Below are 21,548 nucleotides of genomic sequence, written 5' to 3'. Positions count from 1 at the left end.
ATCAAACTCTCCAAAAAAGTTTGATGTGAACTCTCAAGAATTAACGAGTCATGTCTTCACTCTTCAGTTTTCAAGGAACACTTCATTTCACTTTGTTTGTGCCGCTCTCTCGCGGCGACAAATATGATACTACCACCTTATTAGACATAAGTCAACACCTTTTTTCGATTTTTTTATAGCCCGATAAAAATTATTTTCACGGCCACCAGATAAGCGATTCCCGGAATCCCCAAACAGCCGGTGACAAACGCCGTCCAAAGATTAATCGGAATGTGGATTTGCACATATTGCCCCAGCAAGTTCAAAACAAACAAAACCAATGCCCCCACAGCGGTCGACAACACTCCTTTTCCCAACCACACCAGCGGCTTTTTCACCGACCGGTTGATCATCATAAAAAACACCACGCCCAACAAGCCGGCAGCCATCCACCATTGATATTCCAACAAACCCATCCCTCCCCGGATCATTTTTTTCGGAATCGGAATCAAGGCAAAAAGGCAAAACAGGAATGGAAACGGGAAACACATCCAAACGCAACCGGACATCCTTACAACCTCTGACACTCCTCCCCATGGATTCCGCTGCGACGCCTCCCAAAATAAAACCGGACACAATCTCCCCTTGATCGTTTTGACGTGGTCCGTTTCGTCCCATCCGGCATTTCGGCCTGCTCTTCTGGCAAAAATAAAAGCGACAGCTTCCCGGGAAGTGTCGCTTCCATTCTATGCACAAGGTTGTCTGTTTCATGACCAATTTTTATAACTCTTGTCTGCCTTCCAGCGCTTTGGCCAGGGTGACTTCATCCGCATATTCCAAATCCCCGCCGACCGGCAGTCCGTGGGCGATGCGCGTCACCTTCAACCCGAAAGGTTTGGTCAAACGGGACAAATACATTGCCGTCGCTTCCCCTTCAATGTTGGGATTGGTCGCCAGGATCAGCTCCTTGACTTTTTCGTCTTCCAACCGCTTCAACAGTCCGGGAATATTCAAATCATCAGGGCCGATTCCTTCAATGGGTGAAATCGCCCCGTTCAACACATGATACAAGCCATTATATTCACGAGTCCGTTCCATGGCGATCAAATCTTTGGTGTCCTGCACCACACAAATGGTGGACTGGTCCCGGTTTTTATCGGAACAGATATAACAAGGGTCCTGATCCGTGATATACCCGCATACGGAACAATGGCACAAATCCCGTTGTACCCGGACCAATGCTTTGGCCAAATCCAAAACGTCCTCTTCTTCCATGGTCAATACATAAAAAGCCAGCCGTTGAGCCGTTTTGGGGCCAATCCCCGGCAAGCGCATGAATCCCTCGATCAGTTTTGAGATTGGTTCAGGCACATACAACGTTCCCCACCTCTAGTCACTTTAAAATAGTCCGGGGATATTCAAACCGCCTGTGAATTTCCCTAAATCTTTGGCCACCAGCTCCTCGGCCTGTTTCATCGCTTCATTGATTGCAGCGGTGATCAAATCCTGCAACATTTCCACATCATCCGGATCCACAACTTCCGGGGAAATCTCAATCCCCAATAATTGCTTATGGCCGTTCATCCGCACTTTGACCACACCACCGCCGGCTGTTCCTTCCACTTCCTTTTTCTCCAGTTCTTGTTGGGCTTTCGCCATTTCCTGCTGCATTTTTTTCACTTGTTTCATCATCTGATTCATGTTCCGCATCCGTCATCGCCTCCTAAACTTTCGGTTCACTCTCATCGGAAACTTTGATGATTTCTTCGCCGAACAAATCCACGGCTTTTTTCACAATGTCTTCTTGCAAAGACTCCGGTTCCGGTTGCGGGCCGCTCTTGTTACCGGAAGCCGGAAGATTCTGTGCGGAAGCTTGTTTCTTCCAATCATCCAGCATCACGGTTTTCAGTTGCATCCGTTGCCCCGTCATCTGTGAAAGAATTCCTTCAATTAAAGACTTGTTGCTTTCCTTTTCCGTCGTTTCACGGTGAATTTTGCTTTTAAAAGCAACGATCACGGCATCATCGGTGGCTCCGACCGGTTCACCGTCAATCAACCAAGCATGAACCGTGATTTTTTCCTCTTTGACCCGTTGAAGCAATTCAGGCCAGATCTTTTTGATCCGGGCTCCTTGTTTCCCGGACAGCTTCTCCAACCATTGCCGGCTGAACGCCGGTTCGGAAGATTTGACAACCGGAGAAGACGGGCCTGGACGGTTCCCGGAGGCCGGGGAAGCTTCTTCCTTCACGGCCGCGGTGTTTTTTGCCTGGCGAATCCAACTTTCCAACTTTTCGATCCGCTCTTCCAGCCTTGCCACCAGATCCGGCTCCACATTTTTTGGATCGCTTCCAAAAACATCCGCCAAACGGACCAAGGCCATCTCCAATAACACGCGGGGATGGGTCACCCATTTCATCTGCTGTTCGGAATGAACCAACACATCCAGCATCCGGGAAAGACGTTGATGTGTCAACTCCCCTGCAACCTTTTCCACCGATTTCATCCACTGTGTTCTTCCTTCGTGCTCCATCAAAGAAGGTGCGGTTTTATACATCAACAAGTCCCGGCAAACATGGATGAAATCTTGAATCAACTTTTCCGGTTCCACGCCGCTTGCAATACACTCCTCCAGCTTTTGCAAGGCGGAAGGCATCTTCTGTCCGGCCAAATCAACGAAAATTGAAAGCACCATCTCCCTCGACGCACTTCCCGTCACGGCTTGCACCGCTTCAATGGTCAAGGAATCCCCACTGAAGGCCAGCGCTTGATCCAAGAGACTCAGCGCGTCCCGCAGTCCGCCGTCGGCGGTTTGCGCAATGGAGATCAAGGCTTCTTCATCAAAGGAAATATCCATCGACCGGCAGATCGTTTTTAAACGGTTCACGATCTTTTCAAAGGAAATGCGGCGAAAAGTAAATCGCTGACAGCGGGAAATGATCGTTGGAGGAAGTTTATGCGGCTCCGTGGTAGCCAGAATAAAAATCACGTGCTCCGGAGGTTCTTCCAATGTTTTCAACAGCGCATTAAATGCTTCTGTAGTCAACATATGAACCTCATCAATGATATACACCTTGTAACGGACTTCGGTCGGCGCATATTTCACCTTGTCGCGCAGATCACGGATCTCATCCACCCCCCGGTTGGATGCCGCGTCAATTTCGACCACATCCATCAGGGAACCTTCGGTGATGCGCCGGCAAGCTTCGCATTCATTGCAAGGCTCTTTGGCCGGACCGTGAACGCAGTTCACTGCTTTGGCCAAAATCTTTGCCGCGCTGGTCTTCCCCGTTCCGCGCGGTCCGTTAAACAAATAAGCATGGGTAAGGTGTTTTTCGCTTAATGCATTCATCAATGTTTTTGTCACATGTTCCTGACCGACTAAATCCTCAAAGCGTTGCGGTCTCCAAACGCGATACAATGCCCGATAGGACACACCCAACACTCCAACTTGTTCCCCCTCAACGGGGCATATTCATGGTCTTTACTATCATACTACACTGGAAACCTTTTTTCCAAAAGAAACAACCCACTGCCTGTGGGAAAAGATCCGTCGTCTTATCGGCAGTGGGTTTTATGTTTTGATAAGCGGCAAGCAGACTTTCACCTTGGTTCCTTTCGGTCCGGACTCAATTTTGATTTCTCCGTCAATCTCCCGCAAAATCTGACGGCAAATGGGAAGTCCCAGACCGGTTCCGTTCTCTTTGGTTGTAAAAAACGGTTCATATATTTTTTCCAAAACATGAGGTGGTATTCCGGGACCGGTATCCATGATCTCCACAACCACATGTTTTCTTTTTTCATATGTTTTGAGCCGAATCGTCAGCAGGCCGCCATCTTTCATTGCTTCAATCGCATTTTTGGAAATATTGAGAAAAACCTGTTTCAACAACTCCCCATCTGCTTCAATCATCGGAATCGTCGTCAGTTGCCGTTTGGTCACCACATCAATGTTATAAAGAAGTGCTTCGTTTTTGATGATGGGCAGGATATCGTTGAAGACCTTTGTCACATTCACGGATTGGACGTTTAAATGCCGTGGTTTGCTCAGCATCAAAAATTCCCCGACAAGGCTGCTGATCCGGCTGATCTCCCTTAACATGATATCGATATACCCGTGTTCTTTCTGCTGCCCGTTCTCCTTCATTTTGTGCCCGATCACCTGTAAAAAGCCCCGGATCGCCGTGAGGGGATTGCGTATTTCATGCGCGGTTCCGGCTGCAATCTGACCGATGGTCGCCAAACGGTTGTTTTGCTGAACCTGCTGCCTCAAAAGTTGCATCTCGGTTTGGTCCTCAATCATCAAAATTTGCCCTTTCAAGCCGCTTTCACTGTCTTCAAACGTGTGAAACCGCATCAGCAGGCACCGCGGTTCTTCCCCGTCCGGGCACCAGTCCAATTCCAGCTTCCGTTTCTCTTTGCGGGAATGCAAAATCGAAAACAACCGTTCCCTGTACTTTTTCGGCAACCCCAGCTGAATCACGGCATCCCGGAACGACCGGTACATCATCTTTGACTTTTCCAGCCCCAACAGCCTTGCTGCTGCTTGATTGATTTCCACGACATTCAACCGGTCATCAACCACGATAACTCCCAAGTGGATTTTTGAAATTAACTGGACGGCCAAACGCTCATAGGGTGTCACAGGATAAAATGTGTATAAATGGATTGACCCATCTCCATTTCCTGCTAACGCCTTTGTGTTCATATTCATCATCTTCGCACCGCCACATTAAAAGCTTCCCTTCTATCCTTCGTGCTTACTTTTTGCAACGAACGATTCATTGGAATCACATGAGATCCACAAGTGAACAACTTCTCCCATCACAACCGCAAACAACCGACATCAAAATGGGAAGTTCCCATCTTTTTTGACAACAACCTGCTGTGTACGGGCAACATGCCACAAATAATTCTACCTTTTTATTCGCTGTTTACCTTTTTCTTCCTTCTTTAAGAAAAAATTTTCCATTCAAAACCTAAAAAAACACCTTGTGCCCAAGGTGCGTTTTTCAAAGATGTCTATGTACCGCGCACCTGTCTCCGACGTGTCTTGCCCGAGCGGCCCCTGAACCATCAGCTCAGACCAGGCACCCCTGCGGCACACGACCGGTCTCCCTTAGTGCTGCTTCCGTCAGGACCTGACACGGTTCGGAAGTGATCGTTGCGCAGGACCCGGTCATCAACACGGATGATCCAGACCAGCCTCGCACAAAGCACGCCTCGGACAGGCGTCAACCCCGTTATAGCGGATTACGGGTTACAGGGCACCGCTACCTCCCCGTCTAGCGCGGTGTATTCATCATAACACAAGCTTGGCGTCAGAATCAATGGCAGGATCAGGATTTCCCGGAACCTCCCTCCTCCATTGACAAACCTGTATAGACAGGAGTACAATTTGGTTAAATGAAAGGCTTTTCATTTTTTTATATTCCCTTTCCTGTATATACAGGCGACTGATTCCAACACGGGGATAGGAGGAAAATAATGGCGAAAGGTTTCTCTTTTGACTTTTTTCAACGTGTCGGCCGCTCCATGATGGCCGTGGTTCTCATTCTTCCGCTTGTTTCGATTTTGATGGGTCTGGGCGGTGTGATTTTAAATCCCAATGTTCAAGAATTGATTCCTTTCTTGAGCAGCAACGGCTGGCAAGTCACCGGGGAATTGATGCAACGGGCAGGACAAGCCGTTTTTAATAATCTTCCCGTCCTGTTCGCCGTGGCAATTGCCGTCACTTGGACCGGCAAAGGAATGGCTGGTTTCTCGGCACTGATTTCGTTCTTCATCATGCATACCACCCTCGGGGCGTTGATTGATATCACCGGAATCAACCTGAACGAAAAACTGCTGGGAACCGAACTTGGCATCGAAACCATGCAAATCGGTGTGTTCGGCGGGATCTTAATCGGTTTTTTGACCGCCTATCTTTACAATCGCTTTCATAAAGTGGAATTGCCCGATTCGATTTCCTTGTTCAGCGGAGAACGGCTGGTTCCCATTGTTTCTTCGTTCGGGGCCATCTTGTCTGCAGTGGTTCTTTACTTCATCTGGCCGCCGGTCGGAAACGGGATTTTTGTTTTGGGGAACTATATTGCCACCCATACCAACCCGTTGATTGTGGGGTTGTATGGCGGGATTGAAAAACTGCTCATCCCGTTCGGTTTGCATCATATTTACAACACCCCCTTGCTGTTCACGGATATCGGCGGCGCTTACACTTCGTTGGACGGCGCCCGCATCGTGGGGGACCAAAACGTTTATATTTCCCAAGTCATCGACAAACTGCGTGACCCGTCGATTGCCATTACCGGAGGCACCTACATCGCTGGGAAATTCATCCCGGTGATGTTCGGACTGCCGGCTGCGGGACTGGCCATCATTCACACGGCAAAACCGGGCAAAAAAACAAAAACCAAATCCTTGATCGTGGCGGCTGCCGTCACCGCTTTGTTGACCGGAATCACGGAACCGCTTGAATTCACATTCCTGTTTGTTGCCCCGGTGTTATATGCCATTCATGCTGTTTTGACCGCCATCGCTTTCGGGCTTGTCAATGCTTTGGGCATGCACGGCGGTTTTGCCGGCGGATCCGGGCTGATTGACTTCATCTTGTTCAATGTACTGCCCAACCACTCCAATGCATGGCTTGTCACCATCGGACTCGGCCTTGTCTTTGCGGTTATTTACTATTTCACGTTCCGGATTTTGATCCAAAAAATGAACCTGAAAACACCGGGACGTGAAGATGATAACGAAGAAACCCGTCTCCGCACCAAAGACGAGTTCCGCGAAAAAATCGGCATCCAATCCGGAAGCAAAGAAAAAGAAAGCACAAGCAGCCAAGCCGCTCTCATTTTGGAAGCTTTGGGCGGCAAAGATAACATTGTCAAACTGGACGCGTGCATCTCCCGCCTCCGGGTCGGGGTCAAAGAAATTGACAAAGTGGATGAAAACCGTCTGAAAGCATTGGGCGCCGCCGGTGTCATCAAAAAAGGCGACGGGATTCAGGCGGTGTTTGGAACGAAATCATCCATTATCAAGGAAGAAATCCAAGAGTTGATGTAGCTTACAAGGAGGTTTTTTTGTTGGCGGAATGGTGGAAAAAAGCTGTTGTCTACCAGATCTATCCAAAAAGCTTTTATGACACGACAGGGAGCGGAACAGGAGATTTAAGAGGAATCATTCAGAAGCTGGACTACCTGAAAGAGCTGGGGGTCGATGTTTTGTGGCTGACGCCGGTTTATGAATCTCCGCAAAACGACAACGGGTATGATATCAGCAATTATCACAAAATCCATGAAGAATACGGAACGATGGAGGATTTTAAAGAACTTCTCCATCAAGTGCACCAACGCGGCATGCGATTGATCATGGATATGGTGGTCAACCATACTTCCACCGAGCATGAATGGTTTCAAGCGTCCCGATCTTCCAAAGAAAGTCCGTACCGTTCGTATTACATCTGGAAAGACGGAAAGGACGGAAAGGAACCGAACAATTGGCAATCCAAATTCGGGGGTTCCGCTTGGAAACGGGACGAAAAAACCGGCCAATACTACTTGCACTTATTTGATGAAACCCAAGCGGATTTAAACTGGGAAAATCCGGAGCTGAGACAAAAAATTTACGAAATGATGCGTTGGTGGCTGGATCTGGGCGTGGACGGATTCCGGTTGGACGTGATCAACCTGATCTCCAAAGATCAGCGGTTCCCCGATGACGACGGATCCGTCCCTCCCGGGGACGGCCGCAAATTTTACACCGACGGGCCGCGCATCCACGAATTTATGCAGGAGATGAACCGGGAAGTCTTTTCCCGCTATGATATCATGACCGTAGGCGAAATGTCGTCCACGACCATCCCGCACTGCATTCAATACACCCGTCCGGACAACCGCGAGTTAAACATGGTTTTTCAATTCCATCATTTGAAAGTGGATTATCCGGACGGGAAGAAGTGGGAAACAGGCCAAATGGATTTTGAAGCATTAAAACGAATCCTTTCTTCTTGGCAGACGGAAATGCAAAAAGGCGGCGGCTGGAACACCTTGTTTTGGTGCAACCATGATCAGCCGCGGGTGGTTTCCCGCTACGGCAATGACGGACCATACCACAAAGAATCGGCCAAAATGTTGGCCACCGCCATGTATTTGATGCATGGAACCCCGTTTATTTTCCAAGGGGAAGAAATCGGCATGACCAACCCGGATTTTACGTCCATCGACGAGTACCGGGATGTCGAAACAAGGAATATGTATCACATTTTGCGGGAGCAGGGGAAAACCGAGGAAGAAGTGATGCGGATCATCCGGCAAAAATCCCGTGACAACGCGCGCACCCCGATGCAATGGACAGCGGGGAAACACGGGGGCTTCACCCAAGGTACCCCTTGGATTCCCATTGCACCGAATTACCGGCAAATCAACGTGGAACAAGCCTTAAAGGACAACAACTCCATTTTTCATCATTACAAACGTCTCATTCAGCTGCGAAAAGAGCACGATGTCTTGATCAACGGCACTTTTGAACCCGTTCAATTGGATCACCCGGATGTCTTTTCTTATCTGAGGTACGGCCGGAATGAAAAATGGCTCGTCATCAATAATTTCTTTGCTCATTCCACCCGTTGGCATCTGCCGTCTTCCCATGTGCCGGAAGACTGGAAAGGAGAATTGGTGCTCTCCAACTATCCGGATGCGCCGGACCATTTCCGGGAAATGACATTGCGTCCTTACGAATCCCTTGTTTTCCGTTTAACGAAAACCAATCATTGAGGGGAAACAAAGTGGGAAACATTTATCTGACCATTTACCATGAACTTGCCGAACAAATCGAAAAAGGAAAGTTAAAACCCGGAGGGAAACTTCCCTCCGAACATGATCTTTCCAAACAATACCAAACCTCTCGTGAAACGGTGCGAAAGGCACTGAACTTGTTGTCCCAAAACGGCTATATCCAAAAAATCAAAGGCAAAGGATCTTTTGTGTTGGGAATTCACCGGTACGACTTTCCGGTTTCGGGATTGGTCGGTTTCAAAGAATTGTTCTCCAAATTAAATAAACAATGGAAGACCCATGTGAAGAAATTGGAATTAAAACCGGCGGATCCGACAATCCACGCGGAACTTGGGTTAAAGCGCAAGGAACCGGTTTGGGAAGTTGTCCGGATCCGTGAAGTGGACGGGGAAAAAATCATTTTGGACAAGGATTACTTCCGACAGGCTTATGTTCCCGAGTTGACCAAAGAAGTCTGCCAAGATTCCATTTATGAATATCTGGAAAAACAGTGCGGGCTTTCCATCAGCTTTGCCAAAAAAGTCATCACCATCGAACCCATTACGGAAGAAGACCGGAACTTCCTTGACCATCAAAAAGAGCCTTATGTGGCGGTGGTCCGAAATTATGTCTTTTTGGAGGACAACACGCTTTTTCAATACACGGAATCCCGCCATCTGCCGGAAAAATTCCGTTTTGTCGACTTTGCAAGGCGTCATTAAAAAATCTGCCCGCGAGGACAGAAAATCAAAAACGGGTCCGAATAATAATATGAGACCCGAGACCTTCTCGCATCCGTCTGTGCTGCAGCAGGCGGGTTCATTATAACCCAATCCCTTTTTCACAGCGTTTTCCTACGTGTTTAGCCACTCCTCACCGGAGTGGCTTTTTGTCATTTTCCGTATCTTGTTTGGATCTTCGTCAACATTTCCCGAACCGGTCCTTCATACACCGGATCGTAATCATGTCTTTCCTTTTTCCGTCCGTCACCAACCACTTCTTTGACCCGCGATACAAACCGGTCAACGGTCAGATCCTGGTTCCATTCGGACAAGGCAGCCATTTTGCCGGGTTCCACTTTGGGGAAATCCGCGCTGAAATCGCCGCCTGACGCCAAATCATAAAATTGTTTCGCTTTCTTTCCTCTTTCCTTTCCGTTTCCTTCCACCAGAACAAATGCCTGAATCACAAAGGCCCGGATCTGTCTCCGCTGGGCAATGCCGCAAAACTTCCGCCCGTCAATGCTTAAATCATAATCCCCCGGGCAGTAGGATCCTTCGATTTCCCCTTTTTCAACGGGGGGAACCAAAGGTTTTAAACACTCCCGCATCAGCTGATACATGATTTCAAAGTCTTGTTTGATTTCCACTTTTCCCCTTGGTGAAGGCAAAATCAAAGAAAGATTGACCACCCCCGGATCCAAAGGAACAGCGGCTCCCCCGGAATTTCGGACTCCCACACGGGAACCAAGTGATTCCAACCAACCGATCGCTTTTTCAGCATGAGGCAATTTCCGGTCCCGGATTCCCAGGATAAAAGCATTTTGATGCCGCCAAATATGAAGCACCGGGGGAAGATGGCCGCTTCCCACTTCCTTGCAAAGAATTTCATCCACCGCAAATGGATATAAAGCCTGGCCGGTTAATAAACCGGCAGAGGTATCGATGATTTCCCGAACCTTTTTGTACGCATTTTGTCCCATTCGCTCGTACTCCTTTTTCTTTCAACCAAAATACCATGCTTCCCATTCATGCACAGCATTCCGGTTCCCTTCGGTTATCGTTCCATCCAAATCCAACCAGCCAAAAGTATAGCCCATTCCTCCTTCCGGCGCCATGGGAAGAATGACCATCCTGAATAATCCGCATGAAGTGCCCGTCCGTGAACCTCTTTTCAACCAAGGGATAAAACCGGCAACCGATGGGAACACTAATAAAAAACCACCCTGCATTTCACAGGGCGGTGCATTCCGGGACTTCGTTTACCGGTTGGATTCCTTATCTTGATTCAATTGCTTATGCATCGAACGAAGAACTTCCCGGTATTCTTGGTCACTGTACCGGTCGGGATCCCGGGGCGGCTCTTCTTTCGTTTCCGTATCTGTTTGTTTTTTCAAGCTTCTGCGCAAGGCTTCCCGATACTCATCATCGGTCATGGTGTATCCGGAGGAATCCGTTTCTTTCCCGGTCACTTTTTTCGCCGGAGATTCATTGTTTTGAGGCGCTTCTTTTTGGGACGGGACCTCCGCGGTTCCCGCCTGCTCTTCTTCCTCAACATTTTTCCCGGCACGGGAATTGATGGCATACAACACTATTCCGCCAAGAACAATGAGCGCCCCGTAAAAAAGAATCAAAAAAGTCAATCGACTCCCCCCTTTTGTTCCGGGTTTAAAGCATATCAACTTTTTACTTCAACTTTTTCGCAACGTTGGCCACACGGCGTCCCAATGCTCTTCCGAGTGACAAGTCATTTTCGCCCGGTGAATCTTCTTCCCCATCCGTGACCGGACAAGTCACAGACAATCCGTAATAAGAGCCCAACATGACATTTTCCGGCAAATTACTCGGCAGTCCGACAATAATCATTCCATTATGAAGCATCGGCGTAATCAAATTCCACAATGTCATTTCCGCACCGCCGTGCAGGGTTGCGGTCGTGCAGAAAACCGCTCCCACTTTTCCAATCAATTTTCCGTTCGCCCACAGATGTCCCAAACGGTCAATCCATGACTTCAATCCGGAACTGATTGTTCCGAAATGGCCGGGGCATCCCCAGATGATCGCATCCACATCGTTTAACTCCCGCACATCGGCTTCATTGACGTGACGGAGGATCACCTCCGCCCCTTCCACTTCGCGTGCGCCCTCTGCAATCGATGCGGCCACTTTTTCCGTATGTCCGCTTTCACTGTCATATACCACATAAATCTTCATGAATCACTTCTCTCCCTTCCACGACATTCCGAGTAATTTCAGGAACCATTCAACCGGATACTTTCTTGTCTTTCCGCACATCCCGCAAGAAGAAACTCAAAATCAAACCAATAAACGCAAAAACGGTGGCCCAAACAAAAGCATCATTGATTCCCAAAACTGAAGCATGTTGGGCAGCTTGCCCGTACAATGTGCTGGTCATCAAACTTTGTGCTTGTTCCGCCGGCAAGCCGACAGCTTGGGCAAAACCGCTCAGTGCCGAATAAAAATGATCGCTGTAAGCCGGATCCATCATATTGGCTTGATCCGCCAGTTTCCCTAAATGATATTGGGTGCGGATGGAAAAGATCGTCGTAAACACACTGATTCCAAGTGATCCGGCGATTTGCCGTGATGTGTTGGCCATCGCCGTGCCGTGACCGTTCATCTCTTCCGGCAATTGGTTCAAACCGGCCGTCATAATCGGCATCATCAACAGGGACATTCCGAAAGAACGGATCATATAGATGATCAAGATCCAAGTATAACTGGTTTCCAGGGTTAAATGCGTAAATTCATAAGTGGTCACCGTGGTGATCAACAGCCCGATCACCGCCAGAGGACGGGGACCCACTTTATCAAACAACACACCGGAAATCGGGGACATCAACCCCATGATAATCGCTCCCGGCAGCAGCAATAACCCGGATTCGAAAGCGGTAAAGCCGCGCAGGTTTTGCAAGTAAATCGGAATCAAAAACATGCCCGCAAACATGGCAATGGTGATAATCGCATTAATCACGCTCGACAGGGTAAACATATCAAATTTAAACACGGAAAAATCGAGCAACGGTTTTTTCGAACGAACTTGCAACAGCACAAACACATAAAGGAAGAACACACCCAGCACAAGGGTGGAAACCACCACCGGATCATCCCAGTCTTTGTTCCCGGCTTCACTCAATCCGTACAGCAACAGACCGACGCCGAGCGAAGAGGTGACGGCCCCCCAAAAATCAAATTGCGGCTTGGTCTCTTTTCTCAAACCATCTTTTAAAAGGAAGAATGCAAAACCAATGACGATCAGACCAAGCGGCACCATCCCGTTAAACAAAATGCGCCAATCGTAATGTTCAATGACCCATCCTGACAACGTGGGACCAATGGCCGGGGCAAAAATCATCCCGAGCCCGAACAGCCCCATTCCTTTTCCGCGCGCCTCCGGCGGGAAAATATGAAGGGTCACCACCATCACCAGCGGCATCAGGATTCCGGCACCAACCGCCTGAATCAGACGACCGATCAACATCATGGAAAACGTGGCGGCCAGCCCGCAGATGAGTGAACCTGCTGTGAAAAACACCATCGAAGCGATGAAAAGCCGCCGGATTCCGTAACGGTCAACCAAATAAGCGGAGAAGGGAATCAAAATCCCGTTGACCAACATATAACCAGTGAGCAACCATTGTGCCGTGCTTGCCGTCACATTGAATTCATTAATCAAACTGGGAATGGCCACATTGAGCAAAGTCTGGTTCAATACCGCCAAAAACATTCCCAGCATAATCACGATCATCAGCGGCAAATGCTGTCGGAATCCGCCGCCGTCCGCTGTATTTTGATTCGCACTCATTCTTTTCCTCCTTTCCTGACAAATCTGTTTAAATCAACTTATTTATGAATGAGGATCGTTGCATTCATACCCGGCACCACGGTATCCGGATAGCTTTCCATTTCAATGACCACCGGAATGCGTTGGACCACTTTGGTATAATCACCACTGGCGGTTTGTTGCGGCAACAGGGAGAAGACGGAGTTGGTCGCTTTTCCGATTTTCTTCACCGTTCCTTTGATTTTGGTGCCTTCTTCCGCATCGATCTTAATGTCCACTTCTTGTCCGACACTTACATCTTTAATCTCGGTTTCCTCGATGTTCGCTTCAATGTAAAGTTTGTTCAAATCCACCATTTGGACCAAGGTTTGGCCTGCGGCAACCATTTGCCCCTCAGAAAAATCGCTTTTCACGATGGTTCCGTCCATCGGAGCTTGAATGTCCACGGTTTGCTGTCCGGTGTTTACTTTCCCCAGAACCTGACCGCTTTTCACTTGTTGCCCTTCTTCAACCTTCCATTCTTCCAACTTTCCGTTTCCGACCGAAGCCACCGGAATCAAATCCCCTTTTACCCGGGCATCTTCGGTTTCAATATAATTGGATTTCATATAATAGAAGTAATAGCCGCCAATTCCCAATCCCATGATAATAAGGAACACAAGCGCATTCGTCAAAACAAGACGTCCTGTTTTCATGAGCCATCACCTTTCCCCTTGATTTAAGACTGTATTTTCACCTCAGCATTCATTCCGGGCATCAAATTCACGTTGATTTGGTCATCAAAGACGATTTGTACCGGAACACGCTGAACCTTTTTATTTTCATTTTGGCTGTCCGTGCTTGCCGATGGATTGGTGAAATCCCCGGCCGTCGAACCAATCTTTTGCACTTTTCCTTTAAAAATGCGGTCTTTGAAAGCATCCACCGTAATGTCCACTTTTTTGCCCGGTTTGACCCGGTCGATTTCTGTCTCATCAATGTAAGCAACGATGTATTTGTTCGATAAATCGGCAACCATCGCAACCGGTTGTCCCGGTCTGACCACCTTTCCGGGAACGGCATTGCTTTTGACAAGGACACCCGAATATGGCGAAGTAATGGATTGTGTCAACGGAGCATCGGATTCCTCGTCAGACGGCCGGCCGGACTGCAGAAGCGTCTCCGTTCCCAGGATCTGACCTTTTTCCACGGAATCCCCTTCTTCAACCGCCCACTCTTTCAGCACACCGGCCTGATCCGGATAAACCGGAACCATCTCTGCCGTCACTTGGGCAATTTCACTGGTCACATAAAGGGATTGATTGGTAAGATAGTATCCCGTACCGATAACCATCCCCAGCACAAAAAGGACCAAAATCAAGTTGTTCACCGCACGCTTCAATGCTTTGTCCCTCCTTTCTCCAACCGGTTTTCGTGTACCCCCTCGATAAACCTTTGCATATTTTCAATGAATCGCTCCATTTCCTCAGAAGAAAGATTCAACCTTTTGACATGCGCATAAATCTTGTTTCTCTGGGAGTCGGAGAGTTCATCAATCATCTCCCGGCTTTTGTCCGTCAGCCTGATCTGTACGATTCGCCGGTCTTTCTGATCCCGTTTCCTCAAAACCATACCCATCTCTTCCAAACGCCCGATCATTCCGCTCAGTGAACTCAGCGGTATATCCAGATGCTTGCTGATCTCCACCAGCGGGGAGGCTCCTTTGACATTGAGAAAATGAAGAACCAGCGCATGGGAAAAAGTTAAATGATGTTTTTTTAATTCTTCCCGCAGCAAGAGGTGACAGAGCGCCATTATTTGGTGAAACAGGCCAATCAAATTGTCCATTTGATCATCACGAATCACAATCACCTCCCCCAGGGAAATGATGTTTCGATTATCGAATGATTAATACAATAAAATATTAGCCTGCATAAGTCAATATGCGTCACAAGATGTTCAACAACCATCCAAAATTACTTCGATGACCGAATGATTCATATCATAAAATATCAACCTTTCAAAGTCAATCACATCATCAAATGATTTGGATCTCTTTTTTCCGGTGCCACATAAAAGGAAAAACATGGATTGGAGGAATTGTTCTCTTTTGCAGGGTTTTGTTGGAAACCACGTTTAAATATTTATTTTCTATCTTGTAATAAAAACCCTCTTTTTTTATTTCTTTTCTATCCTCTCGTTTGAATCCAATCGTTTTCTGCTTTTTTCAAAAGGAAAAGAACGAAATTAATTCATATGGAAAATTATTCAGCCACCTTCCCATTCGCTTCAATTTGTTTTAATATAAATATGAATAATTTATTTTTTATTTAACAATTTATTTTGTTTATTGGATATATTCATAATGATAAGTGAATAATCTTTGTTTTTTCGGGATAATCCAAAAAAAGAGGGAGAGATCAACCATTTCCATCCATATCAAGCATATTTTGTGCGAAAAAAACCGTTTTATTAATGGATGATCTTGGAGCCCAAAAACCGAACCGCCTTCCGGTTTCATCCTCTGTACATTGGTTTTAATTTTTAGACATTTAAATATTTAAAACACGTATGAAATAATTGTGATATAATTAAAGAATCATTGTTATGGAAAGAAATTGAAAACCTCGCCATTCCCCTTTTTTGTAACCTGATCCCCTCTTGGATAACACACTGTCAAAAAGGGGTTGTGAATCATATGGAGTTATTAACTTCTTCCAATGAAATGGAACAAATGGAAAAGCCGAGAAAGTTGATTTGGTTAAATACTATCAAAAGAATTTTCTTTATTTTGGTCGGTGCCTTTTTGTTTTCGCTCGGTTTGGAAGTTTTCCTCGTACCCAATCAGGTTATCGACGGCGGCATTGTCGGTATCTCGATCATCATTTCTCATTTAACCCAATGGAATCTTGGATTGTTGTTAGTCGTTTTTAACCTTCCGTTCCTTTTCTTGGGGTATAAGCAAATCGGGAAAACTTTTGCTTTTTCCACCATGTTTGGGATTGTTGTGATGTCCGTGTTTACCAACTTATTCCATTCCATTCCGGCTGTAACCAAAGATCCGCTTCTTGCCGCCGTGTTTGGCGGAATTATTCTGGGAGTCGGAGTCGGTCTGGTCATCCGGTACGGCGGTTCCTTGGACGGAACGGAAATCCTCGCCATCCTCATCAATAAGAAAGTTCCTTTTTCCGTCGGTCAAATTGTGATGTTCGCCAACCTGTTCATTTTGAGCAGCGCCGGCTTTGTCTTCAGCTGGGATCGTGCCATGTACTCTTTGATCACTTATTTCATCGCTGTTAAAATGATTGACATCGTCATTGAAGGTTTTGAAGAAATGAAATCCGTTTGGATCATCAGTGACAAAATCGAAATCATCGGCCAAGCGATTTCCAACCGTTTGGGACGCGGTGTCACTTATTTGGCCGGGGAAGGCGGCTACAGCGGAGAAAACAAAAAAGTGATTTTTTGTATCATCACAAGGCTGGAGGAAGCGAAATTAAAATCCATTGTCGAGGATATTGATCCGAATGCATTTTTGGCCACCGGAAACATCCATGATGTGCAGGGCGGTTCCTTTAAAAAGAGAGATATTCACTAAGAGGAAAAAATTCAGAGGCGATCAGGTTATTGAAAAGCGGGATAAAGAGGCGTGTCCGGAGGGCACGTCTCCATTTATACCCTCCGCGGTGGATGAGCCCGGGAACTCAGGTGGTAAATTTCCGGCCCTTCCGTTAAGATGATTTCAAACAAACCGATTGGCACCAAGGTGATGGCATGAATATCATCGAGTATTATTTGTTGCTCAGACTTCAATATCAAGAGTACCGTTGTCATCAATCGTTTTATGTCAGTTTGAACGAATTGGCCCGGGTCTTGTGTTGTTCCACCCGCAACGTAAAACGGTTGTTGCGAAAAATGGTGGATGACCAACTGATCTTCTTTAAACCGGGCGGCGGGCGCGGCAAACGCTCCAAGTTGCAATTCAGACGGCCGCTACACCATGTATTCCCTTTATACATACAATTTTTGATTCAACAAGGACAATTCCGGGAAGCCGTCCGCTGGATCAAAAGAGAAGGAATCCCGGCAAAAGTGCGCGAGCAGTGCTATCGCGAACTGCTCCGTCACTTGAGCTTTCCCGGAATTCCTCTTCATGAAATCAACGGGTTTCAACAACATCCCTTTCCGGTGACACCGACCATGATCGCTTCTTCCACCGGAAAATGGTATCTGGTGGAACGAAATGATTAATCCTTAAAAAGCGGGGCCATGCGATCAATCCGGTTTGTCCAGATCCACCGGTTGTAACCTTCGGGGAGACGGTATACATCTTCGGCTTGGTCAAATCCATCTGAAAAGCCGCCGCTTCCCTTCACCAGAATCACCCGGGTGTCCACCCGGTCCATCCTTTCCAGGAACCGGTCAGGCCATCCCCACAGCCAGGGAGCGATCTCATCCGGAATATGAATCTGGGTTTGCCGGCAACTTGCCGGGACATAACCGCTCCAACCCACGGCCAGATAAGAAAGCAGGCAACTTTTCAATGATGCTTTGCTCATCGTGCGGAGCTCCGGAAGCTGTTTTTGCAATTCTTCCACCGGTTGGTCTCCGCCATACACCGCCAATTGACGGAGGCGGTCTGCAGGGAGCGATTTAAGTTTTTCTGCAAGCACGATTCCCTCTTGGGGATCATTGCTTTTCACATGAATGAGCAGCATTTTTCCGGGGAAGGCCTGAAGCACTTCGTCCAGTGACGGCATCAAGCCGACGCCTTTCCCGCGAAAGGGATGCGTTTTTCCCCCATCGGCCGTATAACCATACCCCACATCCAATTTCTTCAGTTCATCCATGGTATAATCGCGTACTTTCCCCTTGGCATTGGTCCGGCATTCCAGCATATGATCATGGAACACGGCAAACTGATGGTCTTTGGTCAGCTGAATATCCAGTTCGACCATGTCCGCTCCGGCCTGAAAAGCCGCACGCATGGAAGGAAGCGTGTTTTCCAGATAAGAATGTTCCGGCGGATGGATCCGCTCGGCGGTGCAGGTGTCATTTTCCACCCCCTCCAAGTCAAAGGTTTGTGCCAGCCCGCGATGAGCCATGAGATACGGATCGCCAGAACGCGGTTTTGCCAAAAGAGAAGTGTTGTTGACATAAACCAAAGAGACGAACAGCAAAAGAACCACAAGAATCCAAATCCATTTGCGCTTGCTTTTTTTGATTCCTGCCAATTCCCTTTCACCCTTTCCTGTGCATCGTCCGGTTGAATGATTCCTTTGTTTATCATAGCCGGCCGGCTGAATAAAAAAAGATCCTTCTTTCCCCGCTTTTGTCCCCTTTTTCAAGCAAAAAGCGGAAAGGTGTTTTCTCCTTTCCGCGCACAACCTTAACCTTTCTCTTGCCTTAAGGATTTGATCAGGGAAAAACTCATCAAAATCAATATGATTGTAAAGGGAAGAGCTGAAATCAAGGCGGCGGTCTGCAATCCTTCCAAGCCGCTACTGATGATGAGAACGGCCGTAATGGCGGCCATCAACGTTCCCCAAATGAAGCGGCACAGGATGGAAGGATCGGAGTTCGCGCCGGATGTCATCATCCCCAGCACAAATGTTGCCGAATCAGCCAAACTTCCCGGGCCCTCAATTTGCACCGGCAATCCCTGGTGTACCGTCTGCGCAAAATTGAATCGTTGACCGGACGGTCCCTGGAAAATCCCGATGATCTGTTTCTGCTTGACCTGAGTATCAAACTGTGGACCACGGGAATGGTTTTGAATCAGAAATAAAAAAAAGCGGCCCGTTAGGGCCACGCCATCTGCCACTATTTGATTCCAAACGAAAAAACCGTTTTTTTGCGGTAAACTTCATCCCTCTTTAAAAGCACGGACGGAAACCTCTGATCATGCAAGGAGGCAGGCGATGCTTGTGTTTCAAAACAAACTCCCAAATATTTTCTCGACCATCCCCCCGCCAGCATCCGGTCCTTTTTCATCTGATTGGATGTATACAAGACCATCCCCGGCTGGTTTGTAATGATTTGCATCATCCGGCCGCTTTTTATTTCTTCGACTGACACGCATCCCGGGTTGGAAGCAAAGAAAAAATAGTGGTCATATCCGCCGCCAACCATCCGGTTTTGCGGATGGCTGCCGGTAAAACCGTCTTTCAGATTTCGTCCCTGCCCAAAATCAAACGGGGTTTGGCGGACGGAAAGGATTCTTCCCGTCGGAAGCAACGCTTCGTCCAATTCCGCAAAACGGGAAGCATTCATCCGCACCCGGTGGTTTTCAACGGTATCCTTCAAGTTCCCCGACAAATTAAAATAGGAGTGGTTGGTCAAGGTAACCGGGGTCGTCCGGTCCGTGACAGCTTGATAATCCATGACCAACTCATTTTTCCGGTTCAGCCAATAGATCACCGTTACTTTGACGTTTCCGGGATATCCGCTTTCTCCGTCTTTGCTTTCATAACACAGCTTCACGCCGACACCCTCCGGTGTTTGAAGCGGTTCCGCTTCCCAAATCACTTGGTGAAACCCCTGCGATCCGCCGTGCAAATGATTGTTCCCCTCATTTTTTTCCAGTTTAAATGTTTGATCATTCCATTGAAATTCGGCCCCTTGGATCCGGCCTGCCACCGGCCCGATCAACGCCCCCAGATAATAAGGATCCGTCTCATAATCCTTCTCCTTTTCATATCCCAAAACAATATTTTCCACTTTGCCAAAGCGATCTGGGACCATGATTTTTTGGATGATCCCGCCATAATTTAATACATGGATTTCAATTCCTTCCCTGTTTTGGAGAATGAATTTTTTCCATTTTTCGTGGAGCCGGATGGTTTGAACATGCACCGGATTCCCTCCCTCAATGATTTCGGCTTTGAATTTCCTGTCTGATTTTCGGCATTTTTTTCTCATAATCCAACAACATGAGCACCCCGAGCATCAAGAGAATGACGAGGAACGGAAAATACATAAACATCGACTTGATCGCGAAAACGGCACTTTCCGACTGGACGCCGGCATTGGCCACGTACCCTCCGATTTGCAGGGCCCAACCGACCAGAGCGGAGGTGAGTCCTTGTCCGATTTTCATGCCGGCGCTGGTCAAGCTGAAGACCGAGCCTTGAACCGGCACGCCGGATTTCCAATAAACCAGATCCCCTACATCCGCCACGATGGCACTCAGCCCTGCCTGCAAGGGAACCAATCCGATGGCGTTGATCACAATGCCGATAATCAAGGCGATTAAATTTTCGGAAAACACCATCATGATCAAGGACCCGGCGGCTGAAATCAACAACCCGTAACAGGCGCTTTTTTTCATTCCGAATTTGCCTACCACATACGGGGCAAAAAAGAGTCCCGCCAGCAAAGGAATCAATCCGGCTGTGCTTAAGACGCCCATCAGATTCGGCTGATGGAAAATGTAAGACGCATAATAAATTCTTGCCCCTGTTTCCGTTTGGCGCAGATACCACAACAAGTACAAAATCAAAGCCAGAATAAAGTATTTGTTGGTAAACAGCACCTTCATGGTCGGGAAAAAAGAGGTTTTGGTTTCTGCTTTATTCTTTTTGGCCACATTTCTTTCTTTGACAAACCAACCGGTGATCATCAGGGGAACGGCGCACAGCATCCCGTAAATGGCCGCGGTGACGGTCCAACCTTGCTGGCCGCCGCCGAATGTTCCGACCAACACGGTGGTGAACGTGGTGATAATCCATACCGCCGCATTGGCGAAAATAAACCGGATGCTTCCCAAAGCGACACGGTCTTTTTCACGGTTGGTCATGAATGAGGTCAACGAAGCATAAGCGACATTGTTCGCCGTGTAAAAAACCGCAGAAATTAAAAGATAAACCGTAAAAATATAAGCAATTTTCCAAATATCACTGATATCATCCGGCACATGAAACAACATGAATGTCAGGATTCCGAGAACCGGAGCCGTCCAAAACACCCACGGTTTGGCTTTCCCCATTTTTGTCCGGGTATGGTCAATGATGTTTCCCATGAACAGATCCGTGAAGCCGTCAAAAATCCGGGCAATCAAAATAATCGTTCCGATCACCCCGGCTTGAATCCCCACCGTATCCGTCATGTAAATCGTGATAAACGAAGCGATGAAGGTCCAACTGAAATTGGCACCGAAATCCCCGATCCCAAACGTCAGTTTCTCCAGCATTGTCAACTTCGGGGTTTCCCCGGCCTTCGGTTTGTACTCCCTGATGTGTTCCATACAAATCCCCCAAACACTTTAAATTTTGGTTGGGACACGGAAAAGACCCG

22 protein-coding genes, 1 other RNA gene and 1 pseudogene are annotated in these 21,548 nt (G+C 47.6%); 6 read left to right on the top strand and 18 right to left on the bottom strand.

What is annotated here, in order from left to right; all coding sequences use genetic code 11:
- Positions 1–173: 173 nt before the first annotated feature.
- From I8U23_RS08930 to ffs, 6 genes are all read right to left on the bottom strand, one after another.
- Entirely contained in the window at positions 174–449 is a 276-nt protein-coding gene (locus I8U23_RS08930) for a pro-sigmaK processing inhibitor BofA family protein (protein ID WP_165489722.1), read from the bottom strand.
- Between the two features lie 310 nt (positions 450–759).
- Positions 760–1,356: a recombination mediator RecR gene (gene recR, locus I8U23_RS08925; RefSeq protein WP_037996544.1), complete on the bottom strand. Its 597-nt coding sequence runs from the start codon at positions 1,354–1,356 to the stop codon at positions 760–762.
- A gap of 21 nt (positions 1,357–1,377) precedes the next feature.
- A complete protein-coding gene (locus I8U23_RS08920) occupies positions 1,378–1,689 on the bottom strand; it encodes a YbaB/EbfC family nucleoid-associated protein (protein ID WP_037996542.1) in 312 nt (103 codons plus the stop codon).
- 13 nt (positions 1,690–1,702) lie between these two features.
- Positions 1,703–3,412 carry a DNA polymerase III subunit gamma/tau gene (dnaX, locus tag I8U23_RS08915; RefSeq protein WP_037996555.1) on the bottom strand — a complete coding sequence of 570 codons (1,710 nt, stop codon included), beginning with the start codon at positions 3,410–3,412 and terminating at the stop codon, positions 1,703–1,705.
- Between the two features lie 138 nt (positions 3,413–3,550).
- Positions 3,551–4,693, bottom strand: a complete 1,143-nt coding sequence (locus I8U23_RS08910; protein WP_049720789.1) for a two-component system sensor histidine kinase NtrB — start codon at positions 4,691–4,693, stop codon at positions 3,551–3,553.
- Positions 4,694–5,005: 312 nt separating this feature from the next.
- Positions 5,006–5,270, bottom strand: an RNA gene (gene ffs, locus I8U23_RS08905) — signal recognition particle sRNA large type.
- Between the two features lie 193 nt (positions 5,271–5,463).
- On the opposite strand from ffs, the gene I8U23_RS08900 reads away from it, so the two are divergent.
- Genes I8U23_RS08900 through treR form a run of 3 tightly spaced genes read left to right on the top strand, consistent with a single transcriptional unit; the run spans position 5,464 to position 9,472 of the window.
- Positions 5,464–7,041, top strand: coding sequence for a PTS transporter subunit EIIC (locus I8U23_RS08900; RefSeq protein ID WP_138614818.1), 1,578 nt, complete (start codon positions 5,464–5,466; stop codon positions 7,039–7,041).
- A gap of 17 nt (positions 7,042–7,058) precedes the next feature.
- Complete coding sequence (treC, locus tag I8U23_RS08895; protein WP_037996538.1) at positions 7,059–8,750, top strand: alpha,alpha-phosphotrehalase; 1,692 nt, start codon at positions 7,059–7,061, stop codon at positions 8,748–8,750.
- An 11-nt stretch (positions 8,751–8,761) separates the two neighbouring features.
- The gene (gene treR, locus I8U23_RS08890) at positions 8,762–9,472 is read left to right on the top strand and encodes a trehalose operon repressor (protein WP_121874259.1); all 711 of its coding nucleotides are present in this window, start codon (positions 8,762–8,764) and stop codon (positions 9,470–9,472) included.
- 170 nt (positions 9,473–9,642) lie between these two features.
- Here the strand turns inward: treR and I8U23_RS08885 are convergent, their stop codons facing one another.
- From I8U23_RS08885 to I8U23_RS08850, 8 genes are read right to left on the bottom strand one after another with little or no spacing between them, the layout of a single operon-like run.
- Complete coding sequence (locus I8U23_RS08885) at positions 9,643–10,452, bottom strand: lipoate--protein ligase family protein (protein WP_037996535.1); 810 nt, start codon at positions 10,450–10,452, stop codon at positions 9,643–9,645.
- A 21-nt stretch (positions 10,453–10,473) separates the two neighbouring features.
- The gene (locus tag I8U23_RS08880; protein WP_049720785.1) at positions 10,474–10,680 is read right to left on the bottom strand and encodes a hypothetical protein; all 207 of its coding nucleotides are present in this window, start codon (positions 10,678–10,680) and stop codon (positions 10,474–10,476) included.
- Between the two features lie 51 nt (positions 10,681–10,731).
- A complete protein-coding gene (locus tag I8U23_RS08875; RefSeq protein WP_037996534.1) occupies positions 10,732–11,112 on the bottom strand; it encodes a hypothetical protein in 381 nt (126 codons plus the stop codon).
- Between the two features lie 43 nt (positions 11,113–11,155).
- Positions 11,156–11,683, bottom strand: coding sequence for an NAD(P)H-dependent oxidoreductase (locus tag I8U23_RS08870; protein ID WP_037996532.1), 528 nt, complete (start codon positions 11,681–11,683; stop codon positions 11,156–11,158).
- A 49-nt stretch (positions 11,684–11,732) separates the two neighbouring features.
- Positions 11,733–13,295 carry a DHA2 family efflux MFS transporter permease subunit gene (locus I8U23_RS08865; protein ID WP_049720783.1) on the bottom strand — a complete coding sequence of 521 codons (1,563 nt, stop codon included), beginning with the start codon at positions 13,293–13,295 and terminating at the stop codon, positions 11,733–11,735.
- Positions 13,296–13,333: 38 nt separating this feature from the next.
- A complete protein-coding gene (locus I8U23_RS08860) occupies positions 13,334–13,969 on the bottom strand; it encodes an HlyD family secretion protein (protein WP_037996530.1) in 636 nt (211 codons plus the stop codon).
- Between the two features lie 23 nt (positions 13,970–13,992).
- Positions 13,993–14,655, bottom strand: a complete 663-nt coding sequence (locus tag I8U23_RS08855; protein WP_198050915.1) for an HlyD family secretion protein — start codon at positions 14,653–14,655, stop codon at positions 13,993–13,995.
- The gene (locus I8U23_RS08850) at positions 14,652–15,119 is read right to left on the bottom strand and encodes a MarR family winged helix-turn-helix transcriptional regulator (protein ID WP_037996527.1); all 468 of its coding nucleotides are present in this window, start codon (positions 15,117–15,119) and stop codon (positions 14,652–14,654) included. Before I8U23_RS08850 ends, I8U23_RS08855 begins: the two co-directional genes overlap by 4 nt.
- Before the next feature lie 859 nt (positions 15,120–15,978).
- Between I8U23_RS08850 and I8U23_RS08845 the strand changes: the two genes are divergently transcribed.
- A complete protein-coding gene (locus tag I8U23_RS08845; protein ID WP_131470951.1) occupies positions 15,979–16,851 on the top strand; it encodes a YitT family protein in 873 nt (290 codons plus the stop codon).
- A 176-nt stretch (positions 16,852–17,027) separates the two neighbouring features.
- Complete coding sequence (locus I8U23_RS08840) at positions 17,028–17,504, top strand: SgrR family transcriptional regulator (protein WP_062843200.1); 477 nt, start codon at positions 17,028–17,030, stop codon at positions 17,502–17,504.
- Here I8U23_RS08840 and I8U23_RS08835 read toward each other — a convergent pair.
- Together I8U23_RS08835 and I8U23_RS08830 are read right to left on the bottom strand one after the other, a co-directional pair.
- Positions 17,501–18,487, bottom strand: coding sequence for a glycerophosphodiester phosphodiesterase family protein (locus I8U23_RS08835; protein WP_062843303.1), 987 nt, complete (start codon positions 18,485–18,487; stop codon positions 17,501–17,503). The genes I8U23_RS08840 and I8U23_RS08835 overlap by 4 nt on opposite strands.
- 155 nt (positions 18,488–18,642) lie before the next feature.
- On the bottom strand, positions 18,643–18,849 hold the full coding sequence (locus tag I8U23_RS08830) for a BCCT family transporter (RefSeq protein ID WP_232335125.1): 207 nt from the start codon (positions 18,847–18,849) through the stop codon (positions 18,643–18,645).
- A gap of 24 nt (positions 18,850–18,873) precedes the next feature.
- Between I8U23_RS08830 and I8U23_RS08825 the strand changes: the two are divergent.
- Positions 18,874–19,041: pseudogene (locus I8U23_RS08825) on the top strand (helix-turn-helix domain-containing protein); the annotation flags it as partial.
- Between the two features lie 35 nt (positions 19,042–19,076).
- Here the strand turns inward: I8U23_RS08825 and I8U23_RS08820 are convergent.
- Positions 19,077–20,108, bottom strand: a complete 1,032-nt coding sequence (locus tag I8U23_RS08820; RefSeq protein ID WP_049720778.1) for an aldose epimerase family protein — start codon at positions 20,106–20,108, stop codon at positions 19,077–19,079.
- A gap of 13 nt (positions 20,109–20,121) precedes the next feature.
- Positions 20,122–21,498, bottom strand: coding sequence for an MFS transporter (locus tag I8U23_RS08815; RefSeq protein ID WP_198050914.1), 1,377 nt, complete (start codon positions 21,496–21,498; stop codon positions 20,122–20,124).
- Between the last annotated feature and the right edge of the window lie 50 nt (positions 21,499–21,548).

This window comes from Thermoactinomyces sp. CICC 10735, assembly GCF_016055175.1.
GTDB classification, from domain to species: Bacteria; Bacillota; Bacilli; order Thermoactinomycetales; family Thermoactinomycetaceae; genus Thermoactinomyces; species Thermoactinomyces vulgaris.
The sequence above is the reverse complement of the archived record's forward strand: the minus strand, read 5'-3'. Positions and strand labels throughout refer to the sequence as shown.

Excerpts from the sequence above, each read along its gene's own strand:
- I8U23_RS08920 (WP_037996542.1), bottom strand. The coding sequence starts at position 1,689 with ATGCGGAACATGAATCAGATGATGAAACAAGTGAAAAAAATGCAGCAG.
- I8U23_RS08910 (WP_049720789.1), bottom strand. The coding sequence starts at position 4,693 with ATGATGAATATGAACACAAAGGCGTTAGCAGGAAATGGAGATGGGTCA.
- I8U23_RS08900 (WP_138614818.1), top strand. The coding sequence starts at position 5,464 with ATGGCGAAAGGTTTCTCTTTTGACTTTTTTCAACGTGTCGGCCGCTCC.
- I8U23_RS08885 (WP_037996535.1), bottom strand. The coding sequence starts at position 10,452 with ATGGGACAAAATGCGTACAAAAAGGTTCGGGAAATCATCGATACCTCT.
- I8U23_RS08870 (WP_037996532.1), bottom strand. The coding sequence starts at position 11,683 with ATGAAGATTTATGTGGTATATGACAGTGAAAGCGGACATACGGAAAAA.
- I8U23_RS08865 (WP_049720783.1), bottom strand. The coding sequence starts at position 13,295 with ATGAGTGCGAATCAAAATACAGCGGACGGCGGCGGATTCCGACAGCAT.
- I8U23_RS08860 (WP_037996530.1), bottom strand. The coding sequence starts at position 13,969 with ATGAAAACAGGACGTCTTGTTTTGACGAATGCGCTTGTGTTCCTTATT.
- I8U23_RS08845 (WP_131470951.1), top strand. The coding sequence starts at position 15,979 with ATGGAACAAATGGAAAAGCCGAGAAAGTTGATTTGGTTAAATACTATC.
- I8U23_RS08840 (WP_062843200.1), top strand. The coding sequence starts at position 17,028 with ATGAATATCATCGAGTATTATTTGTTGCTCAGACTTCAATATCAAGAG.
- I8U23_RS08830 (WP_232335125.1), bottom strand. The coding sequence starts at position 18,849 with ATGACATCCGGCGCGAACTCCGATCCTTCCATCCTGTGCCGCTTCATT.
- I8U23_RS08815 (WP_198050914.1), bottom strand. The coding sequence starts at position 21,498 with ATGGAACACATCAGGGAGTACAAACCGAAGGCCGGGGAAACCCCGAAG.